Here is a 16591-nt window from a genome sequence, read left to right as displayed (position 1 = left end):
TCCGGGACTGCTTTTTTGCTGTTCCAATATTGCAGGTATAAAATTATATAATTGCCTGATATAAATAAAATATATTACATATTAACATACAGGTATGATATGATAATACGACAACAAGAAAACCGCATAACAATGGAGGCAGTAATTATGAAGAAAAGAATATTACTTGGAATCGTAACAATATTAATGGCAGCGGCAGTTACCGGATGCCAGACTGGTAAAAAAGCAGATGAGAGCACAGCAAAAGAAAGCGGAGAAAACAAAATCACCGTTGTGGCAGCAACCAGTGGGGTGAGCAATCCATTCAGTTATCAGAAAGACGGCAAATTAACCGGATATGATGTAGAAGTGCTGCGACAGATTTTTGAAGGACTGCCGGAATATAAACTGGATATTCAATTGGTGGAATTCGAAAGCATACTCAATGGGCTTGACAGCGGACGATTCCAGATCGGAGTAAACAATTTCAGCTCCAATGCAGAACGTCGGGAAAAATATGTGTTCTCTTTACCTGTAATCGAAAATGCCAATGTATTTGTGGTAAGAAAAGATGATGACAAGCTGAAATCATTAAAGGATTTAGCCGGCTATAAAGCGGTAACAGAAGTTGGAAATTCTGGAGCAACACTCCTTGAAAATTACAACAAGGAAAATCCAGGTGCGCAGGCAGAAATTGTCTATACCGATGAGAACTTTATAAAGCAGTTTGAGGGAATTGAATCCGGCCGCTATGATGTGCGCATTATTTCCCGTATTTCAGCAGAAAAGGGCATAAGAGAGCATGGATATAACAATTTAAAAATTGTACCGTTTGCAAGTGAGAACAGCGATCCAGGATCTTACATTCTCTTTTCCAAGACTGGAGACAGTAAGTTAGTTGAGGCAGTTAACCGGCGGATTAAAGAATTGTATGAGGATGGAACCTTATTAAAGATCAGCCAGGAACAGCTGTTAGGAGATTACACTCCCCAAAAGGAATTGATAGAAAAATAAGAAAGGAAGTAAAAGATGAAGCTTCTCATTACAGGGGATTCGCTGTTTTCCAGCAGTAATCTCCATAAAACAATTGATCCGGGTGTGTTAAAGATTCTGACAGATGCAGATGAAGTGTTTACCAATGCGGAATTTGTGACCCCGGAAAAGAATACGGCACCTGCGGCAGGAAGAGGGTATCAGACCAGCGTCAGACCAAAAGCATTAAAGGAATTTAAAAAGCTGAACATTCGGAATGTAGGTTTTGCCAATAACCATACAGGGGATTATGGAATAGAAGGAATGCTTGACACCATTCAGGAAGCAGAGCGGTTAGAGCTTACGCCACTGGGCGTGGGAAGAAGTCTCTCCGATGCCAGAAGACCGGTATTTCTTGATACTCCTGATGGGAGAATCGCAATCATTACAGTGGGAGTAACAAGAAGTGAGGTTTTTGCAGCAGCAGATCCGGGAAACGGAGTGCCGGGGCGTCCGGGACTAAATCCTCTTCGCTGGTCCCGTACGTTTGTGGTAGATAAGGAGGACTTTGATACCATACAAAAAATCAGTCAGAGAATCGGTATCGATGACAGCATGAGGGAAGGAAAGAAAATAGAAACATTTAAACCCGGACCAGATCACCTCTACGAATTCGGATCTCTGTTTGAAGGTTATTTAACATTTGAAAGAGGAGAAAATCCGGGTGTAAAAACAACCGCCAATGAAAAGGATCAGCAAGAGATTTTACGATCGATCCGTGATGCAAAAGAGCGAAGCGATTTTGTGTTTGTAAATCTGCATACCCATGAAGGGGAGAATGAGAACTGGTACTCGGATTATCCGGCAACGTTTATAGAAACGTTCGCACACAATGCAGTAGAAGCAGGTGCCGACTGTGTTTTTGGGCATGGAGCTCATTTTACCAGGGGGGCGGAGCTTTATCTTGGAAAACCGGTTTTCTATAACCTGGGAAGCCTTTTTATGGAGTTTGAAGCGGGAGAGTCCATTATCTCACCGGAAATGTTTGCTGCCTACGGGTATGGGGCAGATGAATCTCCCTCCACTTTACATAAGAACAGAGTAAAGGACAAAGATGGTAACTGGCAGGGGTTTTACAGTGATAAAAAGTTCTCGCAGAACTTTATGGTTTTATTTCATCTAAATCGTGATGAAAAACAGTTTGACTTTGAACTCATACCCATTGATTTACAGCTAAACAGTCCGTTAGTAACAAAAAGGGGGCTGCCTGTACTTGCAGGAGAGGAAGAAAAAGTATCACTTGCGCACCGTTTAAATCAAATCAGCAACGGGCGCTATAATACTGAAATCATATTAGAAGATAACCGTTTGAAATTGAAAATCCGTTCCTGATTTCATTCCATCTGTCCCAACCTCATACCTGCTTTATCTGAGGTTGGGGCAGGTGGAATTTTTTCTTTTATAACCTTCAATTATAGTATCAATTCCTTTCTCATATATGTTTTCCAGTAAAAATATTTTATTTTAGTTGAAAAATCCTGACAAATGTTCTATTATGAGAAGAAATATATCAGCAGATTACAGTGACACAGAGGGAGAGTACAAATGAACTATAACATTGCAGTAATCCCTGGCGACGGGATAGGGCCTGAAATCATTGGAGAGGCGAGAAAGATATTAGATAAGGTTGGGGCAGTTTATCACCACCTGTTTGATTATACAGAAGTCTTAATGGGAGGGATATCCATTGATACCTACGGCGTCCCATTAACGGACGAAGCATTGGAAACAGCAAAAAAAAGCGACTCCGTTCTCCTTGGTGCAGTCGGGGGGAATGTGGGAAATTCAAAATGGTACGATGTGGCACCGAATCTGAGACCTGAAGCGGGGCTGCTAGCCATCCGTAAAGGTCTTAATTTATTTGCAAATATCCGACCCGCCTATCTTTATAAAGAGCTGGCTGATGCCTGTCCTTTAAAAAAAGAGATTATCGGAGACGGTTTTGATATGGTCATCATGAGAGAACTCACCGGGGGACTCTACTTCGGAGATCGTTACACCAAAGAGGTGGACGGCGTGATGACTGCAGTGGATACTCTTACCTATAATGAGAATGAGATCCGCAGAATAGCAGTGAAGGCGTTTGATATTGCCATGAAGCGGAAAAAGCAGGTCATCAGCGTAGATAAGGCCAATGTACTGGATTCCTCCAGACTTTGGAGAAAAGTGGTGGAAGAGGTGGCACAGGATTATCCGGAAGTGACACTGAATCATATGCTGGTAGACAACTGTGCCATGCAGCTGGTGATGAATCCGGGACAGTTTGATGTGATTCTCACGGAGAACATGTTCGGAGATATATTATCCGATGAAGCCAGTATGATTACAGGATCCATCGGAATGCTCTCCTCAGCCAGTATGAATGAAAGCAAATTTGGCATGTATGAACCTAGTCACGGTTCTGCACCTGATATCGCAGGAAAAAACATTGCAAATCCAATCGCAACCATTCTCTCTGCAGCCATGATGCTTCGGTATTCCTTTGATTTAGACAGGGAAGCAGATGCTGTGGAAGCAGCCGTGGAGCAGGTTTTGAAAGAAGGATACCGGACCGGAGACATTTACTCTGATGGGTTTAAAAAGGTGTCTACAACAGAAATGGGTGATTTAATCGCAGAGCGGATTATTTAGCTCATCTGGCACCCAACAATTTAATAGTTAAAAATTGCCGGAAGCGGATAAAACATCTGATTTTATACGCTCCCGGATTTCCATATAATCAGAAAGTTATGAAAAAAGAAAAGGAGTGTGCAGCAGATGAAAAGTGATTCAGTTAAAAAAGGTATGCAGCAGGCACCTCATCGTTCCCTTTTTAATGCGCTGGGAATGACAGAGGAAGAGATGGAAAGGCCTTTAATTGGTATTGTCAGTTCCTATAATGAAATCGTACCAGGCCATATGAATCTGGATAAAATAGTCGATGCCGTCAAAATGGGAGTTGCCATGGCGGGCGGAACACCGGTCATGGTTCCTGCCATTGCAGTCTGTGACGGAATTGCCATGGGTCATATTGGTATGAAGTATTCACTGGTCACCAGGGATTTGGTTGCAGACTCCACGGAATGTCTTGCAAGAGCCCATGCCTTTGATGCTCTGGTTATGGTACCCAATTGTGATAAAAATGTTCCCGGACTTTTAATGGCAGCAGCACGCATTAACATACCTACAGTGTTCGTCAGTGGCGGACCAATGTTGGCTGGACGTGTGCAGGGTCATAAGACCAGCCTTTCCAGCATGTTTGAAGCAGTAGGAGCTTATACTGCGGGTAAGATGACGGAAGAGGATGTAAAGGAATATGAGCAGAAGGCATGTCCGACCTGTGGTTCCTGTTCCGGTATGTATACGGCTAACAGTATGAATTGTTTAACAGAGGTTCTGGGTATGGGCTTAAAGGGCAATGGAACTATTCCGGCCGTTTACTCCGAGCGTTTAAAGCTTGCAAAACATGCAGGTATGGCGGTTATGGAGCTGTTAAAGAAAAATATATGCCCTCGTGACATTATGAGTGAAAAGGCATTTAGAAATGCGCTTACCATGGATATGGCTCTTGGATGCAGCACCAACAGTATGCTTCATCTTCCGGCTATCGCACATGAAGCAGGCGTGGACTTAAATCTGGAGCTTGCCAATGAGATCAGTGCCAAAACTCCTAACCTTTGCCACCTTGCTCCGGCTGGCCCTACTTATATAGAAGATTTAAACGAGGCAGGCGGGATTTACGCAGTCATGAATGAGATCAGCAAGCTGGGACTTTTAGAACTGGACTGTATTACGGCAACTGGAAAAACAGTGGGAGAGAACATTAAGGGATGTGTAAATAAAGATCCCGAAGTGATTCGCCCGGTGGAGAATCCCTATAGCAGCACCGGCGGTATTGCCATATTAAAAGGTAATTTAGCACCGGACAGTGCAGTTGTAAAACGTTCTGCCGTTGCTCCTGAAATGTTAAAACACGAAGGTCCTGCAAGAGTCTTTGACTGTGAAGAGGATGCCATTGAAGCAATCAAGGGTGGAAAGATCGTTGCAGGAGACGTGGTAGTAATCCGTTATGAAGGTCCAAAAGGCGGCCCTGGAATGAGAGAAATGTTAAACCCAACCTCAGCCATTGCTGGTATGGGACTTGGCTCCACTGTAGCGCTTATTACAGACGGACGGTTCAGCGGAGCTTCCAGAGGAGCTTCCATCGGCCATACCTGTCCAGAGGCAGCTGTGGGCGGCCCCATCGCACTGGTGGAGGAAGGCGACATCATATCCATTGATATTGACAACCACAGACTGGATGTAAAAGTATCTGAAGAAGAGATGGCAGCCAGAAAGGAAAAATGGCAGCCAAGGAAGCCTTTAGTTACTTCCGGATATCTGGCAAGATATGCGGCTATGGCAGCCCCGGCAAGCCGTGGGGCAATCCTGGAAATATAAAGAAAAGGAGCAGCTTATGAAGACAATAACTGGAGCAGAGATCGTAATCGAGTGCTTGAAGGAACAAGGCGTGGATACCGTTTTCGGATATCCGGGCGGCACCATTTTAAATATATATGATGCTCTTTATAAGCATCAGGATGAGATCACCCATATACTTACCTCTCATGAACAGGGAGCGGCCCATGCAGCGGACGGTTATGCGAGAGCAACCGGAAGAGTAGGAGTATGTCTGGCGACCTCAGGACCCGGGGCAACCAACCTGGTAACTGGAATCGCGACTGCATTTATGGATTCCGTTCCCATGGTAGCCATCACCTGCAACGTAGCGGTGGGTCTCCTTGGCAGAGACTCCTTTCAGGAGATTGACATTGCCGGCGTTACCATGCCTATCACAAAATATAATTTCATTGTTAAAGACATCAGTAAACTGGCAGATACCATCCGCAGGGCATTTAAGATTGCCCAGACCGGCAGACCAGGCCCTGTGTTAATTGATATAACAAAGGATGTGACTGCCAGTTCTTACGAGTATGAAGAGAAGGAACCGGAGCCAATCATCCGTCAGGAAGATACCATATTGGAAGAGGATTTAGAGCAGGCGCTGCAGTTAATCCGCAAATCACAAAAGCCCTACATTTTTGTAGGCGGAGGCGCAGTCATTGCCAATGCTTCGGATGAACTTGCTTCTTTTGCTCATAAAATTCAGGCACCGGTTGCAGACAGTCTGATGGGCAAAGGTGCTTTTGACGGAACGGATGAGCTCTATACCGGAATGGTTGGCATGCACGGAACCAAGACATCTAATTTTGGTATTACCGAATGCGATCTTTTAATCGTAATCGGAGCCAGATTCAGTGACCGGGTAACCGGCAACGCATCCCGCTTTGCCAGAAATGCAAAGATTCTGCATTTTGATGTGGACCCGGCTGAGATCAATAAAAATGTAAAGGCTTATGCCAGTGTAATTGGTGATGTGAAATCCATTTTAAGAAAATTAAATGCGAGGCTGGATCCCATTAATCATGAGGAATGGGTTGCTCATATTGACCGCCTGAAGGATATGTATCCCATGCGCTATGAGAAGAGTATTCTGACCGGTCCCTATATTATAGAAAAGATCTATGAGGTAACAAAAGGAGATGCCATTATCACCACAGAGGTAGGTCAGCACCAGATGTGGGCGGCACAGTACTATCAGTATAAAAAGCCCAGAAGCTTTATCACTTCAGGAGGGCTCGGTACCATGGGATATGGTCTTGGTGCTTCCCTTGGTGCGAAGATGGGCTGTAAGGACAAAACAGTCATCAATGTGGCAGGAGACGGGTGTTTCCGTATGAATTTAAACGAGATTGCTACTGCAACCCGTTATAACATCCCCATTATCCAGGTTGTATTAAACAATCATGTACTGGGTATGGTGCGTCAGTGGCAGACCCTGTTCTATGGAAAGAGGTATTCACATACAGTTCTTAATGACCAGGTTGATTTTGTTAAGATAGCAGAAGGAATGGGAGCAAAGGCTTACCGGGTTACCGGAAAAGAAGAGTTTGAAGAAGTCTTAAAAGAAGCCATTGCCCTTAATGTTCCTGTTGTTATAGATTGTCAGATTCATTGCGATGATAAGGTATTCCCCATGGTTTCTCCGGGAGCCCCCATCGAGGATGCATTTGACGAAGAAGATTTAAAGATCTAATATCAGTAAGGTAAGGGATAAGAGTCCCGAATTTGAGGAGGAAGAGATATGAGCAGAGTGTACAATTTTTCTGCAGGACCTGCAGTCCTGCCGGAAGAAGTCTTAAAAGAAGCAGCAGATGAGATGATGGATTATAAGGGAACCGGAATGTCGGTTATGGAAATGAGTCACCGATCTAAGGCTTATGAAACCATCATCAATGAAGCCGAAGCTGATTTAAGAGACTTATTGTCAATTCCGGATAATTACAAGGTGCTGTTTTTACAGGGCGGAGCGTCCCAGCAGTTTGCCATGGTTCCCATGAATTTATTTCAGAATGGGGTTGGAGATTATATCATCACCGGACAGTGGGCAAAGAAAGCGTACCAGGAGGCAAAACTTTATGGTACAGCCAATGCAGTAGCTTCCAGTGCTGATAAAACATTCAGTTATATACCGGATGTTTCCGATCTTCCTATCTCAGAAGATGCGGATTACGTATATATCTGTGAAAATAACACCATTTACGGAACCAAATTTAAAACACTGCCTGACACGAAAGGTAAAATACTGGTAGCAGACCTCTCCTCCTGCTTCTTATCGGAACCTGTCGATGTGAGTAAGTATGGACTTATTTTCGCCGGAGCTCAGAAAAATGTGGGACCGGCCGGTGTAGTAATTGTCATTATCCGGGAAGATTTAATCCGGGAGGACGTTTTAAAAGAGACACCTACCATGCTGCGTTATAAGACTCATGCAGATGCAAAATCCCTTTATAATACACCGCCTGCCTATGGAATCTATATCTGCGGCAAGGTATTTAAGTGGTTAAAGAACTTAGGCGGCCTGGAAGCAATGAAAAAGATTAATGAAAAGAAAGCAGCAATTCTTTATGATTTTCTGGATCAGAGTAAGATGTTTCACGGCACTGTGGTTGAAAAGGATCGTTCTCTTATGAATGTACCTTTTGTTACCGGCAATGAAGAACTGGATGCTTTATTTGTGAAAGAGTCAAAAGCTGCGGGATTTGAGAACTTAAAAGGTCACAGATCCGTAGGCGGTATGCGTGCCAGCATTTATAACGCCATGCCTTTAGAAGGAGTGGAAAAGCTGGTTTCCTTTATGAGAGACTTTGAAGAAAAACATACAGTACAGGCAGACTGAAAGGAGATCACAGCCATGAAAAAAATTCATTGCCTTAATGCGATTTCTACATATGGAACCGCATTATTAACAGAAGAGTATGAGCTTACAAATCAGATGGAAGGTGCAGATGGCGTCCTTGTCAGAAGTGCTTCCATGCATGAGATGGCACTCCCCGACGGGCTTCTTGCAATTGCAAGAGCTGGAGCAGGTGTCAATAACATTCCTTTAGAGGCATGTGCTGCAGAGGGAATCGTGGTATTTAATACACCAGGAGCCAATGCAAACGGAGTAAAGGAGCTGGTAATCGCAGGACTGATGTTAGCTTCCCGTGATATTGAAGGCGGAATCCGCTGGTGTAAGGAAAATCAGGAAGATGAAAACATCTCAAAATCTGCGGAAAAAGCCAAAAGTGCATTTGCCGGATGCGAAATCAGAGGCAAGAAGCTTGGAGTGATTGGTCTTGGCGCCATCGGTGCAGAGGTTGCCAATGCCTGCTCTTCCCTTGGAATGGATGTGTACGGATACGACCCCTTCATCTCAGTTAACGCTGCCTGGAGACTTTCAAGAAATGTAAAACATATTACTGCTGTGGAAACGATTTATAAAGAGTGTGATTACATTACCCTTCATGTGCCGTTAGTGGATGCAACAAAGGGAATGATCAATAAAGCAGCCTTCGATAATATGAAATATGGTGCAGTGGTTCTCAACTTTGCCAGAGACATTCTGGTGAATGAGGCGGATATGGCGGAAGCCTTAAAGTCCGGTAAGATTAAAAAATATGTAACAGATTTCCCAAATCCAACTTCAGTGCATATGGAAGGCGCCATCGTCATTCCTCATCTTGGAGCTTCTACAGAGGAATCAGAAGATAACTGTGCGAAGATGGCAGTGGAAGAGATCATGGATTATATTGACAATGGCAATATCCGTAATTCCGTAAATTTTCCTGCCTGTGATATGGGAATCTGCAACGCTGCAAGCCGTATTGCAGTCCTGCATTTAAATATCCCCAACATGATCGGACAGATTACAGGAACACTGGCAGCCGGTAATGTGAATATCTCCGACATGACCAATAAGAGCCGTGAAAAATATGCATATACTCTCCTTGATCTGGAGAATGTACCGGATGCCGTAAGCATTCAGAAACTGAATGCCATTAAAGGCGTAATACGGGTCAGAGTAATCAAATAGGGGAGAAATCATGGCAATCGTAAAACCATTTCAATGTGTTAGACCCAATAAGGAAGAGGCCAGCCTGGTGGCGGCCCTTCCTTACGACGTATATAACCGGAAGGAAGCCTGTGAGATAACGGCTGAGAATCCAAAATCATTTTTAAATATTGACCGCCCGGAAACACAGTTTTCACAGGATATCGATATATACGATGACCGCGTTTATGAAAAGGCGGCAGCCCTGCTGAAGGACTGGATGAAAGATGGAACCTTTGAGCTGGACGGGACAAAGGCGTATTACATTTATGAGCTGATTATGGAAGGAAGAAGCCAGACCGGAATTGTGGCCTGTTCATCCATTGATGACTATGTAAATGGTGTGATTAAAAAGCACGAAAATACCAGGGAGGAAAAGGAACTGGACAGAATCCGCCACGTGGATACCACAGATGCCCAGACTGGTCCCATCTTCCTGGCCTACCGTTCCGTTGAGGATATTAACCGGCTGGTGGAAGAAAAAAAGAAGACAGAACCGCTCTATGATTTTACCGCAGATGACGGAATCAGTCATAAAGTATGGAAAATCGCAGATCCCGAAACCGTGGGGATGATAGAAGAAAGCTTTCTGCACATTCCAGCTACCTATATCGCCGACGGACATCACCGTGCTGCGTCTGCTGTAAAAGTAGGTTTAAAGAGACGGGAAGAGACCAGCGGATATACGGGAGAGGAAGAATTTAATTTCTTCCTGTCCGTACTTTTTCCCGATGACCAGCTGATGATTCTTCCTTATAACCGTGTGGTAAAGGATTTAAACGGATTATCCCAGGAAGCATTCCTTGCGGAACTCTCCAATGGATTTACCGTAACTTCTGTGGGAGAAGAGGCTTATGGTCCAACTGAAAAAGGAACCTTCGGAATGTATCTCAATAATACCTGGTATTGCTTAAAGGCAAAGCCAGTGTTAATGAGCGAGGATCCGGTAAAAGGCCTTGACGTATCTATTTTACAGGACAATCTCTTAGGTCCCATTTTGGGAATCGGAGATCCGAGAACGGATAAGCGGGTTGATTTTATCGGAGGAATCCGTGGATTAAAGGAACTGGAAAAACGCTGTGCAGAAGATATGACAGTGGCGTTTTCCATGTATCCCACCTCAATTGGAGAACTGTTCTCCGTTGCGGATGCAGGACTGTTAATGCCGCCAAAATCTACCTGGTTTGAACCAAAGTTAAGAAGTGGGCTGTTTATTCATATGCTGAAATAAAAAACACCGTTCCCGAAGCCAGCAGGCTACGGGGACGGTGTTTCATTTTCCGGCTTTGCATTCAGCTGGTCTTTCCGGAAGGTGTCGTATATATTCAGAAGCTGGGGGCGTTTTACTACGCCTATTTTCTGAAAGATGTTATGGACGTGGGTTTTCGCTGTTCCAAGAGAGATGAATAAATCATCGCTGATCTCCTGATTGGTTTTATCTAAGAGCAGTACTTTTAAAATTTCACGTTCTCTGATTGTTAAATGGTAGGTCTCACAGAAACGATGCAGAATGCTTTCTTCAATATCAGAAGGCAGGCTGGAGTGAGTATGGCTGTTTACAGAATTCACAATTGTATTGTTCCGCAGTGAAGTTTTTAGATAATACATTAAATAACAAGCGGAGAATGCAGCGTGGGTCAGATACATAATATCGGAGGTGATACTTCTGTTATTCATATTGATATAGTATTTGGAATACACATCAAAATGAAAAATTACAATGGAATCTTCCGCGATAATACACAGGTTCATAATAATAGTGAAGCAAAAAAGCAATCTGCACCATTGATAGAAGGAGCCCTGATAAAATTCAGGGTTCTTTTTTATTGTCCATAAAACCTCTGCACCTACATAGGCATTGTAAAGCTGGCTTGGCAGGTAGTAGAGAAAGATCTTCCATGCACTGTTATCCAAAACAGGGATGAAAAACATGAAAGTTACATAGATGCCAAGAATACTGAAGTCATACCAGGTTATTTTTTTATTGATCAGGTTCTTAAATATGATCAGGTAACCAAGTGACATTGTTAAATAAATTAATGTCTTATGAGTTGGTACGATCATAAAAATCCGATTATAGTTTTCTGCAAAACTCTGAAACTGTTCTGATGCGAAAGTCACAATATCATCTATTATAATTGCCGAGTAAATAATCCCGATCCAAAGCAGAATTTTATCTTTTCCATTTAGAAACAGAAAAAATGACATCCACATAATGCCGGAATAGACAATGATTATAAACAAATTGTAGAGAAAGCTAACACCCTTTTCCATATGTGCCTCCAGTTCGTAAGCCGCTTTTTGTAAGTTATTATCAGTATAACAAAATAAAAACTTTTTTCAACTGCGAAATTACAAAAAACGACAAAACATTAGTGCAAAATGCACAAAAGTTTAGAAAAGTTTATGTGTAAAATGGTAAAAAGTGTTATAAAATTCTACCCATTAGCTACATTCTCAACCGGTCCGAAAACTGCTATTTTCGTCTTGTGAGAGCGATTCACATCGGCAATCACAGCAAAAACAAAATAAAGGAGGTTTCACCAGTGGCTGTAAAAATAGTTCTTGCCTTAGGCGGTAATGCCCTTCAGTCAGGAAAAGGAGAAGCAACAGCGCAGGCTCAGCTTTCAGTCGTTCATAAGACTTGTGAGTATATTGCAGAAATGAACGAACGCGGGTATGAAATGGCCATTGTACATGGAAATGGACCCCAGGTCGGAAGAATTCTTATGGCATCCGAAGCAGCAAAGGATGTAACACCGCCAATGCCGTTTGATGTGTGCGGAGCCATGTCACAGGGATATATCGGATATCATCTGCAGCAGGCGCTGAAGTATGCACTGAATAAGAGAAATCAGAATTTCCCCGTAGTCACCATTGCGACTCAGGTTGTAGTAAATGAGAAAGATCCTGCATTCCAGAATCCAACCAAACCAATTGGTCCTTTTTATTCAAAAGAAGAAGCCGATGAGCTGACAGCATTAAAAGGATACGTAATGAAGGAAGATGCAGGCCGGGGATACAGAAGAGTTGTTGCATCACCCCTTCCGCAGAAAATTGTGGAAATTGATGCAGTCAAAGAGCTTTGGCCAAAAGCAATCGTAATTACCTGCGGAGGCGGCGGAATTCCGGTTATTGAACATCCGGCTGGTTGTCTTTGCGGAACTGCAGCAGTAATTGATAAGGACTTTGCAGCAGAGCTTCTGGCTGAACAGGTAGAAGCAGACATCCTTATGATTCTGACTGAAGTAGAGAAGGTTGCAGTTAATTACAATAAACCGGATCAGAAGGATCTGGATCACTTAAGTATCTATGAAGCAAATAAATATTGCGAAGAGGGACAGTTTGCTCCCGGAAGTATGCTTCCAAAGGTGCAGGCAGCCATGAAGTTTGTAAGATCCAATCCCTCCAAGAAAGCAATTATCACTTCTCTGGATAAGGCAATTGAAGCTTTGGACGGGAAAACCGGAACTGTATTCACTTTTAATTAAATAAAAAACAGGAGGATTCACCATGAGAGCAAACGGAATTCGTCATTTTATTGACACCAATGATTTTACAAAGGAGGAACTGTTAGACATCATTCATCTTTCCTTAGAGATCAAAAAAAGCATTAAGGCAGGCTACAATCCACCCCTTATGAAGGGAAAGACACTTGGAATGATCTTTCAGCAGTCTTCTACAAGAACCCGTGTATCCTTTGAAACAGCAATGGAGCAGCTTGGTGGACATGCCCAGTACTTAGGACCTGGCATGATTCAGCTTGGCGGTCATGAGACCATCGGCGATACAGGAAGAGTTTTATCCCAGATGATCGATGTGGTTATGGCACGTGTCATCGAGCATAAGAGCGTAGTGGAACTGGCAAGTGCAAGTTCAATTCCAGTATTAAATGCAATGAGTGACTATAACCATCCGACACAGGAAATCGGCGATCTGTGTACAATCGTAGAGCATCTTCCAAGAGGTAAGAAACTGGAAGACTGCAAGGTGGTATTCGTAGGAGACGGCACTCAGGTATGTGCTTCCCTTGGATTCATCACAACAAAGCTTGGCATGCACTTTGTACATTATGGCCCCAAAAAGAACCAGCTTTTGGAAGAACACAAAAAAATCATGGAAGAAAACTGCAAGATATCAGGCGGCACATGGGAAGTAACCGATAACCGTGAAAGCGTAAGAGGTGCAGACTTCATTTATACCGATGTATGGTATGGCCTTTATGAGAATGAGACTCCAAAGGAAGAGCGCGTTGCTACATTTAAAGATTACCAGGTAAACAGAGATTTAATGTCTCTTGGAAATATCGGATGCAAATTCATGCACTGTCTCCCTGCTACAAGAGGAGAAGACGTGACCGATGAGGTACTTGACAGCGAAAGTTCCATTGCATTCTTAGAGGCAGGTAACCGTCTGACTGCAATGAGAGGTCTGCTGGTTTATTTTACTCAGTATCAGAGAGAGCAGGCAGCAAGCGAACTGCAGATCGCAGCAGCAAAAGAGCAGTTAGAAAAATTCATGGATGAGAGACATATCAGATAAGGGGGAGTCACCATGTCAGAAGCGCCAAAGAAAAAATTTCGTTTAATCGATGCCATAATGACCGTAATCTGTGTGGTATTTGTGGCAGAAGCAGCAGCACCGGTAGCAGCAATCGGTAATTCCCAGTATTTCTGGTGGATCTTTCTGCTTATTACATTCTTGCTGCCATATGGCCTGATTTCATCAGAACTTGGTACAACCTATGAAGGGGACGGTGGAATGTATGACTGGGTATCAAAGGCTTTTGGAAATAAGTGGGGAGGAAGAGTATCGTGGTATTACTGGATTAATTTTCCTCTCTGGATGGCTTCTTTGGCGCTGATGTTCCCTAATGTTATCAGTTTGCTGACAGGAACCGAAATGGGACTTGTTCCATCTTTACTGATCGAGCTGGCTTTTGTATGGATCATCGTATTAATCAGTTTTAATTCAATTTGTGACAGTGCGTGGATTTTAAATGGAGCAGCTGCAATTAAAATTTTAATTGCCGTTACGTTAGGAATACTTGGTATTTACGGAGCCGTAACCCATGGTGTAGCAAATGAATACACCTTATCCTCCATGCTTCCCAAATTTGATTTAAACAGTTTATCCTATATATCCGTAATTTTGTTTAACTGCCTTGGATTTGAAGTAGTCTGTACCTTTGCGGGAGATATGGAAAATCCGAAAAAGCAGATTCCCCAGTCAATCATTGCAGGAGGTCTGGTAATAGCAGCTATTTACATCTTTATGGCATTTGGAATCGGAGTTGCAATTCCTTCCGATCAGATCAGCACCAGTACGGGACTTGTTGCAAGTGTTCAGATTTTAACCGGTTCAACCAGAGGCGTGATTGTAATTGCTGTAGCAATTGGATTTTTGCTTACGCTTTTTGGAAATATGATTTCCTGGTCACTGGGAGTAAACAATGTGGCCGCTTATTCCGCGGAAAATGGAGATATGCCCGGAGTATTTAAAATACGCAGCAAAAAAACAAATATGCCAATCGGTTCAGCAGTTATGAACGGCCTGGTTGCCAGCCTGGTTCTTATTATTGCTCCGTTTATGCCAAATGAGGATTTATTCTGGAGTTTCTTCGCACTGAACCTGGTTATGTTTCTGCTTTCTTACCTGCCTGTATTTCCTGCATTTATTAAGCTGAGAAAGACAGATGCAGATACAGAACGGCCGTTTAAAGTTCCAGGCAGTCCGTTATTTTTAAAGATATTAGCAAGTCTGCCTATGATACTGATTGTGATTGCACTGATCTTTACAGCAATTCCATTAAGCTTTGATGCAGAGACTCTGTCATCGAAACTCCCAATCACCATAGGTGCGGTAATATTCATTATAATCGGTGAAGTAATTGTTAACAGAAAAAGAGATAAATAAGAGAGAAGGTATTTATTATGGCAAAGAGAATTGAAAATACAACCCCGAAGCAGGACGGCTACCGTATGCCTGCAGAATTTGAAGAACAGGAAAGAGTCTGGATGCTTTGGCCGGAAAGACCGGATAACTGGAGAAACGGTGCAAAGCCTGCACAGACCGTATTTGCCCAGGTTGCAAAAGCAATCCGTCAGTTTGAGCCGGTTACCGTATGTGCGTCACCAGCCCAGTTTCAGAACTGCCGTGCACATCTGCCATCTGACATTCGTGTGGTAGAAGTAACCAGCAACGACGCCTGGATTCGTGACTGCGGACCAACCTTTGTAATCAATGACAAAGGCGGAATCAGAGGATGTGACTGGACCTTTAATGCCTGGGGCGGACTTGTTGACGGACTGTACTTCCCATGGGATCAGGATGATCTGGTAGCGCAGAAAGTATGTGATCTGGAAGGAATTGATTCCTACCGGACAGAAGGATTTGTACTGGAGGGGGGATCCTTCCATGTAGACGGTGAGGGAACTGTAATTACAACTGAGATGTGCCTGTTAAGTGAGGGCCGCAACCCTCTTATGACAAAAGAAGAGATAGAGGAAATGCTCTGTCAGTACTTAAACTGTGAAAAAGTGATCTGGATTAAAGACGGAATTGATCCAAATGAAACCAACGGCCATATCGATGACGTTGCCCAGTATGTAAGACCAGGTGAGGTTGCCTGCATCTGGACAGAGGATGAAGAAAATCCGTTCTATGCAGAAGCACAGGCTGCTTACAAAACTCTTTCAGAAGCAGTTGATGCAAAGGGACGCAGGCTGAAGGTTCACAAGCTTTGCCTTACAAAAGAGCCAGTACGGTTAAACGGTGCGGACTCCATTGATATGGTAGAAGGAACTCTTCCAAGAGAAGATGGGGAAATCTCCATCGCTTCCTATATGAACTTCCTCATTGTAAACGGCGGTGTTATTGTTCCCCAGTATGGTGATGAAAATGATGCATTAGCGTTAGAGCAGATTCAGGAAATGTTCCCAGAGCGGAAGGTAGTGGGAGTACGTACCGAAGAGGTAGCATTTGGAGGCGGAAATATTCACTGTATTACTCAGCAGCAGCCAAAAGTAAAATAATCAGATAAAATATGGAAAGCGTATCAGACTTATTTTGTACCGTCTGATACGCTTTTTTGTATTTCCTCCACAGAATCGAACTTTGTCTGGA

The 16591-nt window shown here is 43.3% G+C and carries 13 protein-coding genes; 12 read left to right on the top strand and 1 reads right to left on the bottom strand.

Annotated elements, in window-relative coordinates:
• Positions 1-147 precede the first annotated feature (147 nt).
• The 8 genes from BXY41_RS18445 to BXY41_RS18410 all read left to right on the top strand — a co-directional run bounded on the left by BXY41_RS18445 (position 148) and on the right by BXY41_RS18410 (position 10697).
• Entirely contained in the window at positions 148-993 is an 846-nt protein-coding gene (locus tag BXY41_RS18445) for a transporter substrate-binding domain-containing protein (protein ID WP_104438333.1), read from the top strand.
• A 15-nt stretch (positions 994-1008) separates the two neighbouring features.
• A complete protein-coding gene (locus BXY41_RS18440; protein ID WP_104438332.1) occupies positions 1009-2343 on the top strand; it encodes a CapA family protein in 1335 nt (444 codons plus the stop codon).
• 213 nt (positions 2344-2556) lie between these two features.
• Positions 2557-3642 carry a 3-isopropylmalate dehydrogenase gene (gene leuB / locus BXY41_RS18435; RefSeq protein ID WP_104438331.1) on the top strand — a complete coding sequence of 362 codons (1086 nt, stop codon included), beginning with the start codon at positions 2557-2559 and terminating at the stop codon, positions 3640-3642.
• 126 nt (positions 3643-3768) lie between these two features.
• Positions 3769-5430: a dihydroxy-acid dehydratase gene (gene ilvD, locus BXY41_RS18430; protein ID WP_104438330.1), complete on the top strand. Its 1662-nt coding sequence runs from the start codon at positions 3769-3771 to the stop codon at positions 5428-5430.
• A gap of 16 nt (positions 5431-5446) precedes the next feature.
• Positions 5447-7126, top strand: coding sequence for a biosynthetic-type acetolactate synthase large subunit (ilvB, locus tag BXY41_RS18425; protein ID WP_104438329.1), 1680 nt, complete (start codon positions 5447-5449; stop codon positions 7124-7126).
• Positions 7127-7174: 48 nt separating this feature from the next.
• Entirely contained in the window at positions 7175-8269 is a 1095-nt protein-coding gene (gene serC, locus BXY41_RS18420) for a 3-phosphoserine/phosphohydroxythreonine transaminase (RefSeq protein ID WP_104438328.1), read from the top strand.
• Positions 8270-8284: 15 nt separating this feature from the next.
• Positions 8285-9448 (top strand): phosphoglycerate dehydrogenase, encoded by a 1164-nt coding sequence (locus BXY41_RS18415; protein ID WP_104438327.1) that lies wholly within the window; start codon positions 8285-8287, stop codon positions 9446-9448.
• Positions 9449-9458: 10 nt separating this feature from the next.
• A complete protein-coding gene (locus BXY41_RS18410; RefSeq protein ID WP_104438326.1) occupies positions 9459-10697 on the top strand; it encodes a DUF1015 domain-containing protein in 1239 nt (412 codons plus the stop codon).
• A gap of 26 nt (positions 10698-10723) precedes the next feature.
• On the opposite strand, the gene BXY41_RS18405 is transcribed toward BXY41_RS18410, so the two are convergent.
• Complete coding sequence (locus BXY41_RS18405; RefSeq protein ID WP_104438325.1) at positions 10724-11740, bottom strand: LuxR C-terminal-related transcriptional regulator; 1017 nt, start codon at positions 11738-11740, stop codon at positions 10724-10726.
• A 272-nt stretch (positions 11741-12012) separates the two neighbouring features.
• Between BXY41_RS18405 and arcC the strand changes: the two genes are divergently transcribed.
• From arcC to aguA, 4 genes are read left to right on the top strand one after another with little or no spacing between them, the layout of a single operon-like run.
• Positions 12013-12957 (top strand): carbamate kinase, encoded by a 945-nt coding sequence (arcC, locus tag BXY41_RS18400; RefSeq protein ID WP_104438324.1) that lies wholly within the window; start codon positions 12013-12015, stop codon positions 12955-12957.
• 22 nt (positions 12958-12979) lie between these two features.
• Positions 12980-14008: a putrescine carbamoyltransferase gene (gene ptcA / locus BXY41_RS18395; protein WP_104438323.1), complete on the top strand. Its 1029-nt coding sequence runs from the start codon at positions 12980-12982 to the stop codon at positions 14006-14008.
• A 12-nt stretch (positions 14009-14020) separates the two neighbouring features.
• Positions 14021-15382: an APC family permease gene (locus BXY41_RS18390; protein ID WP_104438322.1), complete on the top strand. Its 1362-nt coding sequence runs from the start codon at positions 14021-14023 to the stop codon at positions 15380-15382.
• A gap of 17 nt (positions 15383-15399) precedes the next feature.
• Positions 15400-16500, top strand: a complete 1101-nt coding sequence (gene aguA / locus BXY41_RS18385) for an agmatine deiminase (RefSeq protein WP_104438321.1) — start codon at positions 15400-15402, stop codon at positions 16498-16500.
• Positions 16501-16591 lie beyond the last annotated feature (91 nt).

The sequence above is a fragment of the Lacrimispora xylanisolvens genome (assembly GCF_002934545.1).
Lineage (GTDB): Bacteria > Bacillota > Clostridia > Lachnospirales > Lachnospiraceae > Lacrimispora > Lacrimispora xylanisolvens.
The sequence above is the reverse complement of the archived record's forward strand: the minus strand, read 5'-3'. Positions and strand labels throughout refer to the sequence as shown.